The organism is Streptomyces sp. NPDC006552 (assembly GCF_040611655.1).
Classification (GTDB): Bacteria; Actinomycetota; Actinomycetes; order Streptomycetales; family Streptomycetaceae; genus Streptomyces.
The window spans coordinates 13,706-31,254 of record NZ_JBEXOS010000006.1 but is presented as its reverse complement, the minus strand read 5'-3'; the positions used below and the strand labels follow the sequence as shown (position 1 = coordinate 31,254).

Annotated in this window: 16 protein-coding genes and 1 pseudogene; 8 read left to right on the top strand and 9 right to left on the bottom strand. The window is 73.8% G+C overall.

Annotation, left to right across the window (positions count from 1 at the left end):
• Nucleotides 1-388: 388 nt before the first annotated feature.
• The 5 genes from ABZY33_RS05525 to ABZY33_RS05505 form a co-directional block, all read right to left on the bottom strand.
• The gene (locus tag ABZY33_RS05525) at nt 389-1,552 is read right to left on the bottom strand and encodes an LLM class flavin-dependent oxidoreductase (RefSeq protein ID WP_356490163.1); all 1,164 of its coding nucleotides are present in this window, start codon (nt 1,550-1,552) and stop codon (nt 389-391) included.
• Between the two features lie 4 nt (nt 1,553-1,556).
• Complete coding sequence (locus tag ABZY33_RS05520; protein WP_356490162.1) at nt 1,557-2,615, bottom strand: ABC transporter substrate-binding protein; 1,059 nt, start codon at nt 2,613-2,615, stop codon at nt 1,557-1,559.
• A 39-nt stretch (nt 2,616-2,654) separates the two neighbouring features.
• Complete coding sequence (locus tag ABZY33_RS05515; protein ID WP_356490161.1) at nt 2,655-3,533, bottom strand: ABC transporter ATP-binding protein; 879 nt, start codon at nt 3,531-3,533, stop codon at nt 2,655-2,657.
• Entirely contained in the window at nt 3,506-4,384 is an 879-nt protein-coding gene (locus ABZY33_RS05510) for an ABC transporter permease (protein ID WP_356490160.1), read from the bottom strand. The genes ABZY33_RS05515 and ABZY33_RS05510 overlap by 28 nt, the downstream gene beginning before the upstream one ends.
• A gap of 116 nt (nt 4,385-4,500) precedes the next feature.
• Nucleotides 4,501-4,584, bottom strand: coding sequence for a putative leader peptide (locus ABZY33_RS05505; protein ID WP_356490289.1), 84 nt, complete (start codon nt 4,582-4,584; stop codon nt 4,501-4,503).
• Between the two features lie 159 nt (nt 4,585-4,743).
• Between ABZY33_RS05505 and ABZY33_RS05500 the strand changes: the two genes are divergently transcribed.
• The 4 genes from ABZY33_RS05500 (at nt 4,744) to ABZY33_RS05485 (ending at nt 12,597) form a co-directional block, all read left to right on the top strand.
• The gene (locus tag ABZY33_RS05500) at nt 4,744-5,166 is read left to right on the top strand and encodes a YjbQ family protein (RefSeq protein ID WP_356490159.1); all 423 of its coding nucleotides are present in this window, start codon (nt 4,744-4,746) and stop codon (nt 5,164-5,166) included.
• A gap of 185 nt (nt 5,167-5,351) precedes the next feature.
• Nucleotides 5,352-8,702: an ATP-binding protein gene (locus ABZY33_RS05495; RefSeq protein WP_356490158.1), complete on the top strand. Its 3,351-nt coding sequence runs from the start codon at nt 5,352-5,354 to the stop codon at nt 8,700-8,702.
• A gap of 86 nt (nt 8,703-8,788) precedes the next feature.
• Entirely contained in the window at nt 8,789-9,238 is a 450-nt protein-coding gene (locus ABZY33_RS05490; protein WP_356490157.1) for a hypothetical protein, read from the top strand.
• Complete coding sequence (locus ABZY33_RS05485; RefSeq protein WP_356490156.1) at nt 9,235-12,597, top strand: tetratricopeptide repeat protein; 3,363 nt, start codon at nt 9,235-9,237, stop codon at nt 12,595-12,597. Before ABZY33_RS05490 ends, ABZY33_RS05485 begins: the two co-directional genes overlap by 4 nt.
• 39 nt (nt 12,598-12,636) lie before the next feature.
• On the opposite strand, the gene ABZY33_RS05480 is transcribed toward ABZY33_RS05485, so the two are convergent.
• Nucleotides 12,637-12,906, bottom strand: coding sequence for a hypothetical protein (locus ABZY33_RS05480; protein ID WP_356490155.1), 270 nt, complete (start codon nt 12,904-12,906; stop codon nt 12,637-12,639).
• A 110-nt stretch (nt 12,907-13,016) separates the two neighbouring features.
• Between ABZY33_RS05480 and ABZY33_RS05475 the strand changes: the two are divergent.
• Nucleotides 13,017-13,217 (top strand): annotated as a pseudogene (locus ABZY33_RS05475) (ANTAR domain-containing protein); the annotation flags it as partial.
• A 103-nt stretch (nt 13,218-13,320) separates the two neighbouring features.
• On the opposite strand, the gene ABZY33_RS05470 reads toward ABZY33_RS05475, so the two are convergent.
• The gene (locus ABZY33_RS05470) at nt 13,321-13,842 is read right to left on the bottom strand and encodes an N-acetyltransferase family protein (protein ID WP_356490154.1); all 522 of its coding nucleotides are present in this window, start codon (nt 13,840-13,842) and stop codon (nt 13,321-13,323) included.
• On the opposite strand from ABZY33_RS05470, the gene ABZY33_RS05465 reads away from it, so the two are divergent.
• Both ABZY33_RS05465 and ABZY33_RS05460 read left to right on the top strand, forming a co-directional pair.
• Nucleotides 13,841-14,410, top strand: a complete 570-nt coding sequence (locus tag ABZY33_RS05465; RefSeq protein WP_356490153.1) for an XRE family transcriptional regulator — start codon at nt 13,841-13,843, stop codon at nt 14,408-14,410. The two genes, ABZY33_RS05470 and ABZY33_RS05465, sit on opposite strands and share 2 nt — an antisense overlap.
• 31 nt (nt 14,411-14,441) lie before the next feature.
• On the top strand, nt 14,442-15,719 hold the full coding sequence (locus ABZY33_RS05460; protein ID WP_356490152.1) for an MFS transporter: 1,278 nt from the start codon (nt 14,442-14,444) through the stop codon (nt 15,717-15,719).
• Here the strand turns inward: ABZY33_RS05460 and ABZY33_RS05455 are convergent.
• Nucleotides 15,664-16,071: a DUF5997 family protein gene (locus tag ABZY33_RS05455; protein ID WP_356490151.1), complete on the bottom strand. Its 408-nt coding sequence runs from the start codon at nt 16,069-16,071 to the stop codon at nt 15,664-15,666. The two genes, ABZY33_RS05460 and ABZY33_RS05455, sit on opposite strands and share 56 nt — an antisense overlap.
• A gap of 68 nt (nt 16,072-16,139) precedes the next feature.
• Between ABZY33_RS05455 and ABZY33_RS05450 the strand changes: the two genes are divergently transcribed.
• Nucleotides 16,140-16,922, top strand: coding sequence for a LysR family substrate-binding domain-containing protein (locus ABZY33_RS05450; protein WP_356490150.1), 783 nt, complete (start codon nt 16,140-16,142; stop codon nt 16,920-16,922).
• Between the two features lie 15 nt (nt 16,923-16,937).
• Here ABZY33_RS05450 and ABZY33_RS05445 read toward each other — a convergent pair whose 3' ends face one another.
• Nucleotides 16,938-17,528: a TetR/AcrR family transcriptional regulator gene (locus ABZY33_RS05445; protein ID WP_356490149.1), complete on the bottom strand. Its 591-nt coding sequence runs from the start codon at nt 17,526-17,528 to the stop codon at nt 16,938-16,940.
• Nucleotides 17,529-17,549 lie beyond the last annotated feature (21 nt).

Here is a 17,549-nt window from a genome sequence, read left to right as displayed (position 1 = left end):
CCTGGTTGGCATCATGCAGGTCCCCCGCTCGGCCGGTGTCGTGCTCGCCCCCCCGCCCGGCCGGGGGCCGTGCACGCCAAGCGTGGCCGGACACTGAGCGCGCCCCTGCCCAGCGGGCGTCGTGCGCGTCCCTCCCCGCCCGGCAGGCATCGTGCTTGCCCCCGCCCGGCCGGGCGCCGTGCACGCCTCCGCGTGGCTGGACACTGAGCGCGCCCCTGCCCCGCGGGCTTCGTGCACGCCCCTCGCCCGGCAGGCATCGTGCTCATCCCCGTCGGGCCCGCATCGAGCACGCCCCCGCCCGGCCGGGTGTCGTACCCCCCTTCGAGAGCGCGCCGACCCCGGCCCGGCCGAGACCCCGGCAGCTCGCGGGCCATGCCCGTCCGAGAACTCAGCGACCACCCGCCGCCAGCAGCGGAGCGCCTCGCGTGACCGGGGTGTCCGGCGGCAGCAGGCCGCGTGCGGCGAGGTCGGGGATGACGCCCTCCCCGAACCAGTACGCCTCCTCCAGGTGCGGGTAGCCGGAGAGCACGAAGTGTTCGATGCCGAGGGCGTGGTACTCCTCGATCCGGTCGGCGACCTCCGCGTGGCTGCCCACGAGGGCGGTCCCGGCGCCGCCGCGCACCAGGCCCACGCCGGCCCAGAGGTTCGGGGAGATCTCCAGACCCTCGCGGGACCCGCCGTGCAGCGCGAGCATCCGCTGCTGGCCCACGGACTCGCTGCGGCCGAGCGCGGCCTGCGCGGCGGCGACGGTCTCGGGGGTGAGATCGTCGAGGAGCCGGTTCGCCGTCGACCAGGCGTCGTGCGCGGAGTCGCGCGAGATCGTGTGCAGCCGGATCCCGAACCGCACCGTGCGCCCCTCCTGCTCGGCCAGCGCACGGATCCAGTCGATCTTCTCCTTCACCTGCTCGGGCGGTTCGCCCCAGGTCAGATAGACGTCCGTGTGCCGCGCCGCGACCGGCCCCGCGGCAGCCGACGAACCGCCGAAGAAGATCTGCGGCAGCGGGTCCGGCGGCAGCGCGGTGAACCCACCGTCGATGGCGTAGTGCTCACCCGCGAAGTCGTACGGGGTGCCGCCCCAGACTCCGCGGACGACGGAGAGGAACTCGTCGGTGCGGGCGTAGCGCCGGTCGTGGTCGAGGTGGTCGCCGTAGCGACGCTGCTCGGCCGAGTCGCCGCCGGTGACGACGTTGAGCAACAGGCGCCCCCGAGTGAGGCGTTGGTACGTCGACGCCATCTGGGCGGCGAGGACGGGGGAGATGACGCCGGGCCGGAACGCCACGAGGAATTTGAGCCGCTGGGTGTGCTGGGCGAGCGCGACGGTCGTCAGCCACGCGTCCTCGCACCAGGTGCCGGTGGGCGTGAGGACCGCTTCGAAGCCCAACTGCTCTGCGGCCTTGGCGATTTGGATGAGGTAGTCGAGGTCCGGCGGACGCACCCCGGCCACGGCCCCGCCGGGCGTGCGCTGGAGGGCACCCTGGCTGAAGGCGTGCCGGTCCACGAGGGTGCGGCCGTCGCCGCCGGTCGGCAGGAACCAGTGCAGGTGAACGGTCATAAGGTCAGGACTCCTTGCCGTAGGTGCGGGGGGCGGTGGTGGAAGGGGGCAGCTTCCCGTTGAAACGGGGGTCGACGTAGGAGGCGAGGTCGACCGAGCCGGGGATGAGCTTCAGGCGGGCGAAGACGTCGGCGATCCGCTGTTCCGAGGCGACGGCGTTCTTGTCGAGGGCTACGGTCACCCGGGTGCCGTTGGTGCGCTTCACGGCGTCGAGCGCGACGTCGTAGGGGAGGCCGGTGTCCTTGGCCCAGACCTTGGCCCATTCCTCGGGGTGCTTGAAGACCCAGTCCTGGGCGCGCCGCAGCCGGTCGAGGTAGTCCTTGATGACGGCGGACTTCTTCTGGTCGGCGAGGGCGGTGGGGGAGGCGACCTGGAACGCGAGGCCGTTGGTGAGTCCGTCGCCGTCGGTCAGCACGCGGCCCTTCTTTCCGCGCAGGACCTGGGAGGTGTACGGGTCCCAGACGGCCCAGGCGTCGACCTTGCCGCTGGTGAACGCGGCCAGGGCGTCAGCCGGTTGCAGGTATTTGACCTTGACGTCCGTCAGGCCGAGGCCCACCTTCTTCAGCGACGCGACGAGTTGGTAGTGGGCCGACGAGCCCTGCGCCACCGCGACGGACTTGCCCTTCAGGTCTGCGGGCCTCTTCAGCGGTGAGCCGTCCGGGACGAGAATGGTGTCGCCCTTCGCGGCGCCATGGCTGGCCGCCACGATTCTGATCTTCGAGTGGGCGCCGGCCGCGACGACCGGTGGGGTGTTGCCGACGCCGCCGATGTCCACGGCCTTGGCGTTGATTGCTTCGAGGAGGGGCGGTCCCGAGGTGAACGTGGACCAGCGGATCTTGTAGTGCAGATCGTCGAGTTCACCGGCGGCGCGCAGGATCGCCTCCGAACCGCCCTTCTGGTCACCGACGTTGAGAGTGACCGCCCCCTTCCCGTCCGTCCCGCCGCCGGAACCCACCGACGAGGTCCCGGCGGAGGAGGCGGTGGAGCAGGCGGTCAGCAGCAGGGCGAGCGGCACCAAGAGAGCGGGGAGAGCGAAGGCGGGTGGGGAGAGGGGGCGTTGCATAGTGATTCCGTTCGGGGTGGTTGTTGCGGGCGGACGGGCTCAGACGGTGAGCTGCTTCTCGACGGGGGCGGACGCGTCGGGCCGGTCGGCGGGGGCGGTCTGCGCGGCGGGGCCGGTGGGGTCGGCGGGGGCAGCCGTCTCTCCGCTCGCCCGGACGGACCGCCCCCTACCGTCAGCCGGCGCGTCATGGTCGACGCCCAGCCGGCTCAGCAACTCGGCGCGGAGTGCCGCGAAGCGGGGATCGGTGATGTCGCGCGGGCGCTCCAGGTCGACAGCGGTCTCGTAGGCGATGACCCCGGCGTCCATGACGAGCACGCGGTCCGCCAGCAGCACGGCCTCCTCGACGTCATGGGTGACCAAGAGGACCGCGCAGCCCCGCCGTTGCCACACCTCGGCGACCAGTCGCTGCGCCTTGATCCGGGTCAGCGCGTCGAGGGCGCCGAACGGCTCGTCGAGCAGCAGCAGATCCGGTTCCCGTACCAGCGCACGCGCGAGCGAGGCACGCTGGGCCTCGCCGCCGGACAGCGTCTTCGGCCAGGCTCCGGCCCGGTGCGCGAGCCCCACCTCCTCCAGCACGCTGTCGGCCAGGCCGCGTTCGGGCTTGCCCGCCAGCCCGAGCACGACGTTGCGCCACACCCGCTTCCACGGCATCAGCCGCGGCGCCTGGAACGCGACGGCCCGGCGGCGCGGCACGAGGACCGTGCCCTCGATGTCGCGGTCGAGACCGGCGAGAATGCGCAGGAGCGTGGACTTCCCGCAGCCACTGCGACCCAGCAGCGCCACGAACTCGCCCGGCTCGACGGCCAGTTCGAGATCGTCGATGACGGCGCGCCCGTCGAAGGAGCGGGTGAGCCCCGCCACCCGGACGGCGGAACCGTCGGCCCGGTGGGTCACCGGCCGGTGAACGTCGGTCGCCATTGCAGCAGCAGCCTTTCGAGGGAACGGACGACGAAGTCGGCGAGGAGGCCGAGGAAGGCGTAGACGATCAGGCAGACGACGATGACGTCGGTCCGCAGGAAGTCGCGCGCCTGCACCATCAGGAAGCCGATCCCGGAGTCCGCGTTGATCTGCTCGGCGAAGACCAGCGCGAGCCAGGCGATACCGAGCGAGTAGCGCAGCCCGGTCATCGCGCCGGGCAGCGCCCCCGGCAGGACGACATGGCGTACGAGGCCCCAGCGGCTCAGCCCCAACGACTCGCCTGCCTCCACGAGTTGTGAGTCGACGCCGCGGATACCCGCGTACACGTTCAGGTACAGCGGGAAGGAGACGCCGAGGGTGATGATGGCGATCTTCGGTGTCTCGCCGATCCCGAACCAGATGATGAACAGCGGGATGAGCCCGACGAACGGCACGGTCCGCAGCATCTGCACCCCCGCGTCGACGAGGTCCTCACCGACGCGGAAGAGGCCGGACACGAGGGCTAGGCCGACTCCGGCGACGACGCCGAACAGCAGCCCCAGGGCGACGCGCCGCAGCGAGACACCCATCGCGTTCGGCAATGAACCGTCGGCGACGAGGTCCCGGCCGACCCGGGCGATCGTGCCCGGCGAGGCCAGCACGTCCGGGGTCAACGCCCCGGTGGAGCTGAGAAGTTGCCACGCGAGGAGCAGCAGGAGCGGCCCGGAGGTACGGCGCAGCCAGCGGGGGACGCGGGCGCGGCGGGCGGAGGAGGGGACGAGGGCTTCGAGCTCGGGCGAGCGGGGTGACGTATCCGGCGGGACGGTTATGTCGGATGCTGCGGGCCCGGGCGGGGCATGGCTGATGCTCATGGCACTCCACGGCAGGGGAAGGCGCGCCCGGGCGTCAGCGGGCGCGCGTCAACGGCGCGCCGACGACGGAGAGAAGCCGGGGCGGCGGAGAGGAACGAGAGGAGTTCGAGAGGGCGTCAGTGACCGCGGCGACACGCGGCGGAGGTCACCCGCAGCAGGTCGATGTGACCGCGCGTGGTGAGCAGGACTGAACGCGACATGCGGCAGAACGTAGCCAGCTCGCCGACACCCGGTCAATACCCCGTCTCACCGTTCGGACCAGGAGTATCGACCTTCGGTCGGTGGCGACGGGTGTGCCGCGCCCCGCGGCGGCCGTGCCGTGCCGGGAGCAGTGGGCGGGCCCGGGGGACAATGGGACCATGTCCGACACCTTCACGACCCGAGTCCTGAACGTCACCACCGGCTCCTCCGAGCGGGTCATCGACCTGACCAGAGAGTGCGAGTCCTTCCTGAGCGAAGCGGCCGCGGGCCGCGACGGCCTGCTCAACATCTTCGTGCCGCACGCCACGGCCGGCATCGCCGTCATCGAGACGGGCGCCGGCAGCGACGACGACCTCCTCGCGTCCCTGCACACCCTGCTGCCCGCGGACGACCGCTGGCAGCACCGCCACGGCAGCCCCGGCCACGGCCGCGACCACGTACTCCCGGCGTTCGTGCCCCCGCACGCGACGCTGCCGGTGGTCGGCGGATCGCTGGAGCTGGGGACGTGGCAGTCGGTGTGTCTGGTCGACACGAACGTGGACAACGCCGACCGGCACGTCCGGTTGAGCTTCCTGGGGTGACCTGAAGCAGAGGCAGTTCCGTCAGTACGGGCTTGCCCGGCCGCTTTCCGACGCCGACCTGCGGGCGCTCAGGGCCGCAGCTTCCGGCCGTACGGGGGTCTCAGCCCTGGCCGCTGACCTCGTTCTCTGTCACCGTGGGACGAGGGTGGTCCTCCGGGGCGGGGCTCCTCGTGAGGGGGAGTTATATGGACGACGTTCGCGGCCGGGACGGCGAACTGACGGACCTCGAAGCGTTCGCGCGCTCCCACGATTCCTACCGCTGGCTTGTCGGGCCGCCCGGGTCCGGCAAGACCGCTCTGGCCGAGCGGCTCGTCGCTCACCCGCCCGCGGACATCGACGTCGTCCCCTTCTTCGTGGCGGGCGCCGCCGGCGGACAGACAAGGCGGTTTCGGCGAGAAGTCCACGACCGGCTCGCGGAGTTGCTGGGCGAGCCGGCTCCGCCGCTCTCCCGACCGAGCACGCTCGACGGCCTCTGGGCCCGTGCCTGCGCGCGGGCCGAGGCGAGCGGCCGACACCTGCTGCTGCTCGTGGACGGCCTCGACGGGGACCATGAGTCGCCCCCGATCGCGGCCTTGCTGCCCGCCGATACGGGCTCCCACGGTCACGTTCTGGTCCTCAGCCGCGCCCTGCCCCGGATTCCGGAGACCGTGCCCCGGTCGCACCCGCTGCGGGACGAGCGACGCTGCCCTCGCGTCCGGCTGTCCGCGAGCCCCCTCGCCACCGTGCTGGCGGACCCTGCTGCCCGGGCGGTGCTGGGGGCTCTCGCCGTCGGCGGCCCCCTGACCGCGGACGACCTCGAAGCGGTCCTCGCCGCGGGAGGCGGCGACCTGGGCGGGCACGAGGTGCGGGCCGTGCTGCGGGCGCTCCCTTCCGGCCTCCTGGCGTCGCGTGGCGACCCGGACTCGGCTCAGGAGCGGTTCGACCTCGCCGACGACACACTGCGCCGACAGACCGTCGCCGCGATCGGCCACGCCGAGACCGAGCGGCATCGTGGTGCTCTGCGCGCCTGGGCCGGACAGTTCGCCCGTCGGGCCTGGCCGGACGAGACCCCGGCCTACCTGCTGGACCATTACCCCGCCGTGCTCGTCGCGAGCGCGGATACCGCCGCACTCGCCGCCCTCCCCTCGCCCGAGCGGATCGCGCTGTGGCAGCGCCGGGCCGGTCACCCCGCCCCTGCCTGGCAGGAGATCACCGATGCCCTGAACGTCCTGGCCGCGACGGAGGCGGACAGTCTGGGCGAGGCGTGCGTCCTGGCCATGCGGCGCTATCGGCTGACCGAACGTCCGGGGCATGTGAGCTTCGGCTTCCCGCCGGCTCTCCCGGTGGCCTGGGCCGAGCAGGGGGAGTGGCCCTGGGCCGAGTGCCTGGCCTCGGTGATCTGGCACTCCGTCCGGGCGTACACGGGCATGGCCGAGACGGCCGCACGCCGCGGGGACACCGAGCGCGCCCACCGCTACGTCGCCCGGGCCCGGGCCATCGCCCTCGACGATCCGGCCGGCGGAGTCTGGAACGCCCCTTCACTGGCCGCCCTGGCCCGCACCGCGCATGCGTGCGGTGCGCGGACAACGGCCTCGGAGCTGCTCCGGGAGGCGGAGCACATCGCCTGCGCCGCACCGCCCAGCCCCGGGACGGACCTCATGGCCGTGGCCCTCGCCGCAGTGGCCGAGGCCCACCTGGAGATCGGCGACCGCGCCGACGCCCTGCGGATTCTCGGGACCGCCGAGGGCCTCGCCGACAGCGCCGGCGGGCGGAGCGACGACACGCTCGTCGGCATCGCCGCCCGCTCGGCCCAGGTGCGCGGGGCGCAGAAGTGCGTTCTCGCCTTCCCACGGCCCCAGGGTGCCGGTACGCGGATCCGTGTGTACGCCGCGTTCGCCCGGGGGGTCGCCCACAAGGGGGGGACCGAGGCCGGTGCCGCGCTGTTGCGGGTCGCGGAACAGATGCTGGCCAGGCTGCCCGCTCCCGTACCGGACGCGACGGACGCCGTCGTGCTGCGAGCGGCCCGGGAACGGTTCTCCGCCGTGCTCGACCTCGCCGAGGCCGCGGCGCGCGTGCCCGACCGGGACCTCTGCCTCCGTCTCGTGGAAGAGGCGGCCGGGCAGGGGCGGCACGGAGCCGCGCGCGTGGCGCATCTGTACCAGCTGCTCGACCGCCCCGCTCAGGCCTGGCATCTGCTCGACGGCCTCGTGGATCCGGAGGCGCGGCTGGCCGCGCTGACACGTTGCGCCGAGGCGGCACACGAGGGCGGCGACTCCGCTGCCGCGGCGGAGTATCTGGACCACGCCGTGCGGGCGGCCGCCTCGATCGACCGTCCACGCCACCAGGCGGACAGCCGGGTCGATCTCGCCGTGGCGCTGGCCCGCTGCGGGCGTCCGGGCCGGGCCGAACGGATCCTGCGAGACCTCGACACACCCGGCACGGGCCACTTCTGGGAGACCCTGGCAGTGGCCGAGGCCGTGGCCCACCACGGCCGGTTCGACCAGGCGGGACCGCTGTTCGCGCTGGCCGACCCGGACGGCGACGCCCATGCGGCGCACCGCATCGCGGCCATCCTGGGGCGGGGCGCGGGACGCGCCGGAGACCACGCCCTCGCCCGGGAGTTCGCCGCGCGCTCCGGAGAGAGGAGCTACGTCTTCGCCCTCGAACAGGCCACGATCGGAGCGGCCGAGGCGGGCCATTTCGCCCTGGCCGACCAGTTGCTGACCGTGGCCCGGTCCGTGGCCAGGGCCTCCGTCTCCAGGTCCCGGAGGGGCCTGGAGCAGGATCCCGCCGCCGTGGCGGCGTCGGCGGCCCTGCGCCGAGGGGACCCGGAGTGGGCCGGGAGGTTCGCCGACCGGATCCGGATGCCCGACATGTTCAGCGACCAGTCGGGACCGGCGGTGAAGCGGGCCGTCGGGGGAGATCTCGCCGCCGCCGAGTACGAGGCACTGGCGGTGACGGAGCCGAACCGGGCGCAGGCATTGCTCAGAGTCGCGGAGATCGCGGCCGCTCTGGGGAAGGAGGACCAGGTCGACCGCCTCCTGGATCTGGCGCGGCGGGCCGCCGAGGGATGGACGGGCGCGACGCACGGAGCCCGGGCGCGGCAACGGGCGGCCGTGGCGGAGGTGGCCGCGCGCACAGGGCGTCCGGACCGCGCCGACGCGCTGCTTCGTCTCACGGACGATGCGCTCAAGAACTCGCGGATCCCGGTGCTCGCGGCCCGTGCCGAGACGCTGGCCCGCGACGGTGACCAGGACGCGGCCGCCGCCCTGCTGGAGGAGGCCTTCGGCAGCCTCGGTTCGCGGAGCCTGGCCAACAAGGAGCGCGACGTGCGGGCGCTGGTGCTCGCGGCCGCGGCCGTCGATCCCGCGCTCTGCCGCCGCCACCTCATGCGCCTGCTGGCGACGCGGACGAGAACCCCGGAATGGCTCGCGGCCGTGGTGTTCTCCCGGCCCGACCTCGCTCCGCTGGTGGTCGCCCTGCTCGACGGCGACGTGGTGTCCCACGGTGCCGCCGCGCAGGCGAGGGGAGAGCGAGACGGGGACAACTCGCCGTAGATGCCGATAAGTTGAGGGACTACGGAAGCGGGGTCCGATCCGGATGGCGAGGGAGCGTCGTGTTCGAAGAGGTGGCCGCCTTGGCCATGACAGGGGCGACAACGGTGGTCGCCGCCATGGCCACCGACGGCTGGTCGACGGCGCGGGCACGGATGGCCGGGTTGTTCCACCGTGCCGATGACGTCCAACAGGCCGCCGTCGCAGCACAGTTGGACGGGCACGCCGCGTTGGTCGCGAACTCCGACGACGCGGAGGCGGTCCGTCAGGACCTGGTTCCGGTCTGGCGGCTCCAGCTCGCGGCCCTCCTGCGCCAGCACCCCGACGCGGCGGAGGAGATCCAGCTGCTGGTGCGAGAGATCCAGGAGCAACTGCCGTCGGCGCAACAGGTCTGGCAGCAGCGACAGACGAACATCGCCCGTGACCACGGGAAGGTGTTCGCCGCACTCGGCGGCAATGTGATCGTCCATCACGGGCCGGCGCAGCCGCCGCCCGCACCTTCGGCCGTCGTCGACGACGAGCCCGAGACCACCAGATGACCCAGATACCGTCCGGGGAACCGGCCGGCGTCCAGCAGGTCGTGCACGTCGAGAACGGCTTCGGCTACGGATGCATCGGTGCGGACATCCACGTCTTCGGCGACGGCAGGCCGGTGTACCTGCTGTTCGGCCACCACCGGCGGACGAGGCCGGAGTCGCCGTGGCTGCGGGCCCAGCCCAGCCGGATGCTCGACGCACGCGCGGAGATCGTCGACTTCACCGGCCGCGCCGCCGAGTTGGAGGAACTGGTCGCCTGGCGGGACACCGGGCCGCGGCTCTCGGTGCGGTGGCTGCACGGCCAGGGCGGCCAGGGAAAGACGCGCCTGGCGAACCTGCTGGCCGCCGAATCCCTGGGCGCGGGCTGGAAGGTGGTCGAGGCGACACACGGCACCGACGCCCACCCGCCGGCGGAAGCCGGCCAGGACCTGCGTCCCGACGGGCACACCGGGATCCTGCTGCTCGTCGACTACGCGGACCGCTGGCCCCTGGCGGACCTGAGCTGGCTGCTCCACAACCGCATCCTGCGCCACTCCGTCCCGGCGAGGGTCCTGCTGATCGGACGGTCGGCGACCGGATGGCCGGCTCTGCGGGGAAAGCTCGGCCAGTTCCGGGAGAACATCGACACGTCCGACCAGTTCCTGCCGCCGCTGCCCGACGACGGCAGCGCGCGCCGGCACATGTTCACCACGGCGTGCGAGTGCTTCGCCCGGCACTACCCGCAGATCGACGACGCCCGGTCGATCACGCCTCGGGACGCCCTGGACGATCCGGACTCCGGGGTGACGCTGGTGGTGCACATGGCCGCCCTGGTGGCGGTGGACGCGGCGGCCCACGGCCGCCGTGCCCCCGCCGACACGGTCGGCCGCACGGTCTACCTGCTGGACCGGGAGCACGAGAACTGGCGCCAGTTGTACGAGAACGCCCGGCACGGCCTCGACTTCCGGACCCCCGACAAGGACATGGCGCGCGCGGTGTTCGCCGCCACCTTGGTCGGCCCCGCCGACCGGCGGACCGCGACGAGCGTCATCGAACGGCTGATGCCGCACGCACCCGCCGAGCGGATCCTCCTGGACCACGGCGTCTGCTACCCGCCCGGCCACCCGGCACGCGCCACCTCCCTCGAACCCATGCTGCCCGATCGCCTGGCCGAGGACTTCGTCGCTCTCCTGCTGCCCGGCAGCCCGATCACCGGCTACCCGTCGGACGACTGGGCGGCTTCCGTACCCGCCGCGGTCCTGCGCCGCGGGGACGACGGCGCGGCGCCGGCCTGGACGCCGCGGACCGTCGCCCACCTCGCTGCGGCGGCGGACCGCTGGCCGCACGTCGGGGAGGGGTACCTGTACCCGGCGGTGCAGGCCGATCCCCGGATCGCGCTGGACGCGGGCTCGGCCGCCCTCGGCGCCCTGGCCGCGATCGCGGACGGCGACGTGCTGGACGGCAGCCTGCTCGGGGTCCTCGAAGCGGTCGACACGGTCCTGCCCGCCGGCCGGCACATCGATCTCGACGCGGGCATCGCCGCGGTGGCCGAGCGCCTCACCGACCGCCGCCTGGCGGACACCGCATCCCCCGTCGACCGGGCGATTCTGCACAGCCAACTCTCCGCGCGCTACGACCATGCCGGTCTGGCCGACAAAGCGGTGGCCTCTGCGGAGCGCGCCACCGCCGTGTTCCGTTCCCTGGCAGCGGCCGACCCTCGGGCCCACCGGGCGGGCCTGGCAGGCGCTCTGGTCAACCTCAGCGCCTACCTGCCCGGCGTGGGCAGGGCGGCCGACGAACTGGTGGTGGCGCAAGAGGCCGCGGCGATCGCGAGGGAACTGATGGCGGCCGACCCGGAGAGCGATCCCAGCGGTCTCTCCGGAGCTTTGATCAACCTGGGCTCCGCCCTTCTTCGGCACCGACGGCCACAAGAGGCTCTACAGGTCACGATGGAGGCGGCGGCCATCCTGCTCCGGGGCGACGAAGCCGCGCGGCAGCGCTACGTCGTCCCGGTCGCCACCGCGGCGGACAATCTCGGGATGATCTTCTCCGCCCTGGAGCGGCCGCAGGACGCGCTGGCGGCGGCCGACAGCGCCATCGAGCTTCTCCAACTGGTCGCGGAGCGGAATCTCTCCGCCTACCTGCCGGATCTTGCCCGGGCGCAACGCCACCGGGCGATGTGGTTGCGGGAACTCGGCCTGCCGCAGGAGGCGGCCCTGGCCGTGGCGGAGGTCGTCACCACCGCAAGACGGCTGGCCACTGCCAATCCCGAGGCTCATGAACCCGGCCTCGCCGCGGCCCTGGACAGTCTCGGCTGCTACCAGGTCGAGGCCGGATGGTCGGACGAGGCGGTACCGGCGCTGGAGGAGGCCTCGGCGCTCTTCCGCCGGCTGGCCGCGCTCAACCCCGACGCCCACGAGCCCGACCTCGCCAAGTCGTTGAACAACCTGGGTGCCGTCCTCGCCCGCCTGGGACGTCTGGACGAGGCGTCGCAGGTGATACAGGAAGCGGTCGATGTGGGCCGCCGACTGGCCGATGTGGACCCCGTCGCCCATCTGCCCGACTTGGCGCCGGCCCTGGACAACCTGTGCGCCCTGCTGGGGGGCATGCGGCGCCCCGAGGTGCTGGCCGCCCTGCGGGAGGCGATCGACGTGCGCAGGCGACTGGCCGAAGCCGACCCGGACGCCCACCTCGACCGTCTCGTCGCCTTGTTGGAGGAGGCGGCCACCCGGCTCAGGGCCGCCGGGCGCTTACGGGAGGCGCTGGTGCCCTTGCGCGAGACGGTCCAGATCCACCGGCGCCTGGCCGCAAACGGCTCCGAGGCGCACCAGGCGGGCCTCGTCAGGAGCCTGGTCAACCTGAGCAGTCTGCTGGCCGACGCTGAGGAGGACGGGGCGCTGCCGGCCGCGCGCGAGGCGCTGGCCGTCTCCTGGCGCCTGGTCGCAGCGGATCCCGCGACCCATCTGCCGGATCTCGCGGTGTCCGTGAACGGGCTCACCAGCCTGCTGGTCAAAGGAGAGCGGTACGACGAGGCACTCACCGCGGCCGACGAGGTCGTCGGGAACCTGCGCCGCCTCTCTCCGGCCGACCCGGCCCTCTACCGCCCCTTCATCGCCAAGGCGCTGTGGGGAGCGGGCCGGCTGCGGGCCGCCCGGGGCAGCGGGTTCCCGCAGGCCGGGGCCGCGCTGGAGGAGGCGGTCGCCCTGTTCGTGCAGTTGGCCGCGTACGCGCCGCACGAGTACGCGAACGACCTGAGAGGCGCGCTGATGACCTACGCCGCCGTGCTCGACAAGCTCGGCTCCACGGCCCGGGCTGATCGCATCAGGAGGGTGACCCGGACAGACGCCACCATGGATGCCGTGTACGAAGCACTGGGCATGTGAGCGGGCGGGCGGTACGTGATCCTTCCGTCCGGGGCGTCCTTACGCGGCGCAGCGACGCGGGGCGCGCGTCGCCGCCACCTCCGGGACGCCGAGGACGTGGTCGCGTACGTGGACGATCGTGTGCCGCAGGTGCTGGGCCGCGCCCGCGGAGACCGGCCGGTGCCCGGTGAGCCGGACCGGCCCCGCCGGGGCCTGCGGGCCGATGGCGGCGACCTGGCTCAGCAGCGCCGGGTCCAGCATCGTGATGTTGTAGCGGGCGCCGTGGATCCGGCCGCGGTAGGGCAGTTCGGGCGGGGTTAACGAGACCACGTCACCGGGCCCGAAGGCGTCCTCGACCCCGGCGTAGCCGTGTTCCTGGATGGAGTCGTCGTGGACGACGCAGAGGCAGATCCTGCCGAGCGGCGTGACGAGGGACGGCGATGAACGAGGACGAGCGGATCGACTCCCTCACCCTGATGCGGGCCGAGGCACGCCAGTTGCACCAGGCCATCGAGTCGCACATGGTCGTCGACCGGGCGATCGGGGTCGTCATCGTGCTCGGCCGCCTCGCGCCCGACCAGGGCTGGGACGTGCTCAAGGACGTCTCCCAGCACACCAACACCAAGCTCCGCGAGGTCGCCGGGCAGGTGGTCCCGTGGGCGAACGGCGGGCAGCCGTCCGAACCCGTGCGCCACGCCCTGGACTCGGCCCTGGCCCGCCGCCACCAGGGCCTCCCGGCGTCCCTCAGCTCAACTGCAGCCGCATCAGCGTCAGATCGAGCCAGCGGCCGAACTTCCGGCCGACCTCGCGCACCGTGCCCGCGTGCTCGAACCCGTGCCGCTCGTGCAACCGCACCGACGCCGCGTTCTGAGCCTCGATCCCGGCGATCATGACGTGCAGACCCGCCCCCCGGGCACTGGTGACGAGCGTGCCGAGCAGCGTGGAGCCGATGCCGCCGCCATGGTGGCCGTCGGCCACGTACACGGAGTTCTCGACCGTGTGCCGGAAGCCGGAGTACTCCTTCCAGGGCCCGTAGACACCGAATCCGACGACGGTGCCGCCGCGCTCCGCGACGTAGGCGGAACCACGCTCCAGGTGGGCCCCGAGCCAGGCCGCGCCCTGCGCACGGGACTGGGGCGTGTCCGTCCACAGCGCCGTCCCGTGCTCGATGGCGTGGTTGCGGATCCCGAGCACCGCGTCGAGGTCCTCGGTACGCGCCGGGCGGACGGTCACCGCCCGGGCCCCTGTCTCGTATGGTGGATTCATGTCCAACATCGTAGACCCCCTCGTCGCGCGGATCGGCGCGCGCATCCGGGCCGAGCGGGACCGGCGCCGCTGGACGCTCTCGGAGCTGGCCGAGGCGTCCGGGGTGTCACGGGCGATGATCCACCGGATCGAGCGGGGCGAGAGCAATCCGACCGCGGTCGTCCTGGGCAAACTGTCCGCGGCGTTCCGGCTGAGCGTCGCCACCCTGCTCGACCCCGAGGACGGCACGGACCGCGTCCGGCGCCGGGACGCCGCCCCGCGGTGGCACGATCCGCAGACCGGCTACGTCCGGCGGCAGCTCTCCGGACCCGGCTTCCCGGCCGAGATGGCGGAGATCCGGCTGCCCGCGGGGGCCCATGTCCCCTATCCCGCCGCCGCGTTCGCGTTCCACCGGCAGATCATCTGGGTCCTCGACGGCCGGCTCACGTTCCACGAGGGCGGGACGGTGCACGAACTGGCCGCCGGGGACACCGTCGAACTGGGCCGGCCCGCGCCGTGCGCCTTCGTCAACGCCACGGACCAGGAGTGCCGCTACGCCGTCGTCCTGGTCCGCGGGGAGGCGCCGTGACCACCCGTACCGCCGTCGGGGGAGGCAAGTCATGAACCTGCGCCGCGGCGCGGTCGGGATCCTCGCGTGCACCGCCGGGACCGCCCTCGCCAACAACTACGCCGTCCAGCCCGCCCTCGGCGACGTGGCCCGCTCCACCGGCACCTCCGCGGCCGCGATCGGCCTGGTCACCACGGCCGCGCTCACCGGCTGCATCGCCGGCTTCGCCTTCCTGCTGCCGCTCGCCGACCGGGCCGCGCCGCGCCGCCTCGTCGCCGGCCAGCTCCTCCTGCTCACCGCCGGGCTGGGCCTCGCCGCGTCCGCCCGCGGACCGGTCCTGCTGCTCGTCGCGTACGTCGTCATCGGCGCGGGCGCGAGCGTCAGCGCGGCGGCCTCGACCATCGCCGGACGCGGCGTGCCCCCGCAGCGGCGCGGCGCGGCCGTCGCGCTGGTGGCCGCCGGGATGTCCGCCGGGATCCTGCTCAGCCGCCTCGTCGGCGGGGCGCTCGCCGACGCGCTCGGCTGGCGCGGGATGCTGCTCGCCTTCGCCGGGCTCGTCCTGGTGTGCGCGGCCGGGGCGTGGCTGCGGCTGCCCGCCGAGCGGCCCGCGCCCACCGGCGGCTACCTCGCCACGCTGACGGCGCTCCCCGGACTCCTGCGCCGCTACCGGACACTGCGCCGGGCCGTGCTCACCGGCAGCCTCTGGTACTTCGCGTTCAGCCTCGTCTGGGTCGCGCTCACCGTGCGCCTCGCCCAGCCCCCGTACGCGCTGGACGCCGCCGAGATCGGTCTCTACAGCCTGGCCGGCGCCCTCGGCTTCGCCGCGCTGCCGGTGGCCGGACGGCTCGGCGACCGGTTCGGGCCGCGTCGGGTGATCTGCGCGAGCATGGCCACGGCCGTCGCCGGAGCCGCGCTGCTCTGCACCGGCCTGGACCGCCCGGCCGTCACCGCGGCGGGCCTCGCCCTGGTCGACACGGGCTGCTTCACCGCCCAGGCCGCCAACCAGACGCGCATCCTCGGCGTCGACCCCCGCCGCGGCGGCAGCCTCAGCGGCGTCTACCTGCTGCTCTACTTCCTCGCCGGCGTCGTCGGCTCCGCGCTCGCCGCGCCCCTCGTCACCTCCGGCGGCTGGCCCGCCGCGTCCGGCGCGGTGCTCGGCGCGCTGCTCCTCGCCGGGCTGCTGGCACTGCCCCGCGACCCGCGGGACGACGCGGGCCGGCCGGGACGCGGACGTCCCGGCCGGCCCGGTGGCCGGTGGTGGCTCGGCGGCCGGCTCAGTCCTCGGACCGCTGCGCCCGCTTCGCCGCCTGCTCCGCGTGCAGCTTCTTGACGCGGACGCTCTCCTTGCGGACCTCCGCCTGCGTGGCCCGCTCCTTGCGCAGCCACCCGGGGTCCTCGTCCTTCAGCGCGGCGATCTGCTCGGTGGTGAGCGGCTCGGTGACACCGCCGCGGGCCAGGCCCGCGATGGAGATGCCGAGCTTCTCCGCGACGACCGGACGCGGGTGCGGGCCGTTCGCCCGCAGATCGAGCAGCCACTGCGGCGGCTCGGCCTGCAGCGCGCTCAGCTCACTGCGGGAGACGACGCCCTCACGGAACTCGGCGGGCGTGGCGTCGAGGTACACACCCAGCTTCTTCGCCGCCGTGGCGGGCTTCATGGTCTGGGCGCTCTGTTGCGAACTCATGAGGTCAAGGGTATCGAGCGCCGGGGACACGCCCGACCACCCGCGGCCGCGCCGGGTAGCCTTGCGGCGTGACAGGCACGGAGAAGACCCCCGCGGCGACCCCCTCGTTCCGGCTCGCGTACGTCCCCGGAGCGACCCCCGCCAAGTGGGTGCGGATCTGGAACGAGCGGCTGCCCGGCGCCCCGCTCGCCCTCGTCCCGGTCGCCGCCGACGAGGCCGCGGACGTCCTGCGCCGCGGTGACGCCGACGCCGGGCTGGTGCGGCTGCCCGTCGACCGGACGTTCTTCAGCGCGATCCCCCTCTACACCGAGACCACCGTCGTACTGGTCCCCAAGGACCATGTGGTCTCCGCGGTGGAGGAGGTCACCCTGGCCGACCTCGCCGACGAGATCGTGCAGCATCCCCTCGACGACGTCATGGACTGGGAGCGGCCGCCCGGGCAGCCCGCGTTCGAGCGCCCCGCCACCACCGCCGACGCCGTCGAACTGGTCGCCGCGGGCGTCGGCCTGCTCGTCGTGCCCCAGTCGCTGGCCCGGCTCCACCACCGCCGCGACCTCACCTACCGGCCGGTCGTGGATGCGCCCGGTTCGGACGTGGCGCTCGCCTGGCCGCAGGAGCGCACCACCGACCAGGTGGAGGACTTCATCGGCATCGTGCGGGGCCGGACGGTGAACAGTTCGCGCGGCCGGGCCCAGGCGCCGCAGGACAAGCCGCAGGAGAAGAAGAAGCCCGCGGCGGCCCGCAAGGCGCCCGCCCGCGGTACCGGCCGGCCCAAGCCCGGCGCCCGGCAGTCCGGGAAGCAGCAGGGCGGCAGCCCCCGCAAACCCGGCAAGCCGCGCAAGCGCTCGTGACGGGCGGCGGCGGGTCTAGGCGTCCGCGGGTGGCCCCGGCGCGCCCGTGCGCAGCCCGTCCATCACCAGGTCGAGCAGCCGCCCCGCCCGTGACTGCCAGTCGCTGTGCGGGTCGACCTGCCACAGGCCCGCGATCGCCAGCATGAAGTCGTCCGGGGTGACGCCCAGCCGGATCGTGCCCGCCCGGGTGTTGGCCGCGAGCAGCAGGGTGACCGCCTCGGTCAGCGGCCCGTGCGCCAGGGTCTTGAAGGCGCCGCGCGCCGTCGTCGCCTCGCGCAGGGCGTCCGCCAGGCCCGCCTTGGCCATCGCGTACTGGGCGAGCCGGTCCATCCACTCGCGCAGCGCCACCTCCGGCGGCCGGGTGCAGAGCAACTGGCCCGCCGCCTCGGCGACCTGCTGCACCTCGTAGCGGTACACCTCCAGGACGAGCGCCTCCCGGCTCGGGAAGTTGCGGTAGAACGTGCCCTGCCCCACGCCCGCCTTGCGCGCGATGGTGCTCAGCGGCGCGTCCGCCGAGCGCGTCAGTTCGGCCAGCGCCACTTCGAGGATGCGCTCGCGGTTGCGCTGCGCGTCGGAGCGCAGTGCCGACTTCTTGGCAGGGTGCACGGCTCCTCCTCGGGTCGTGGC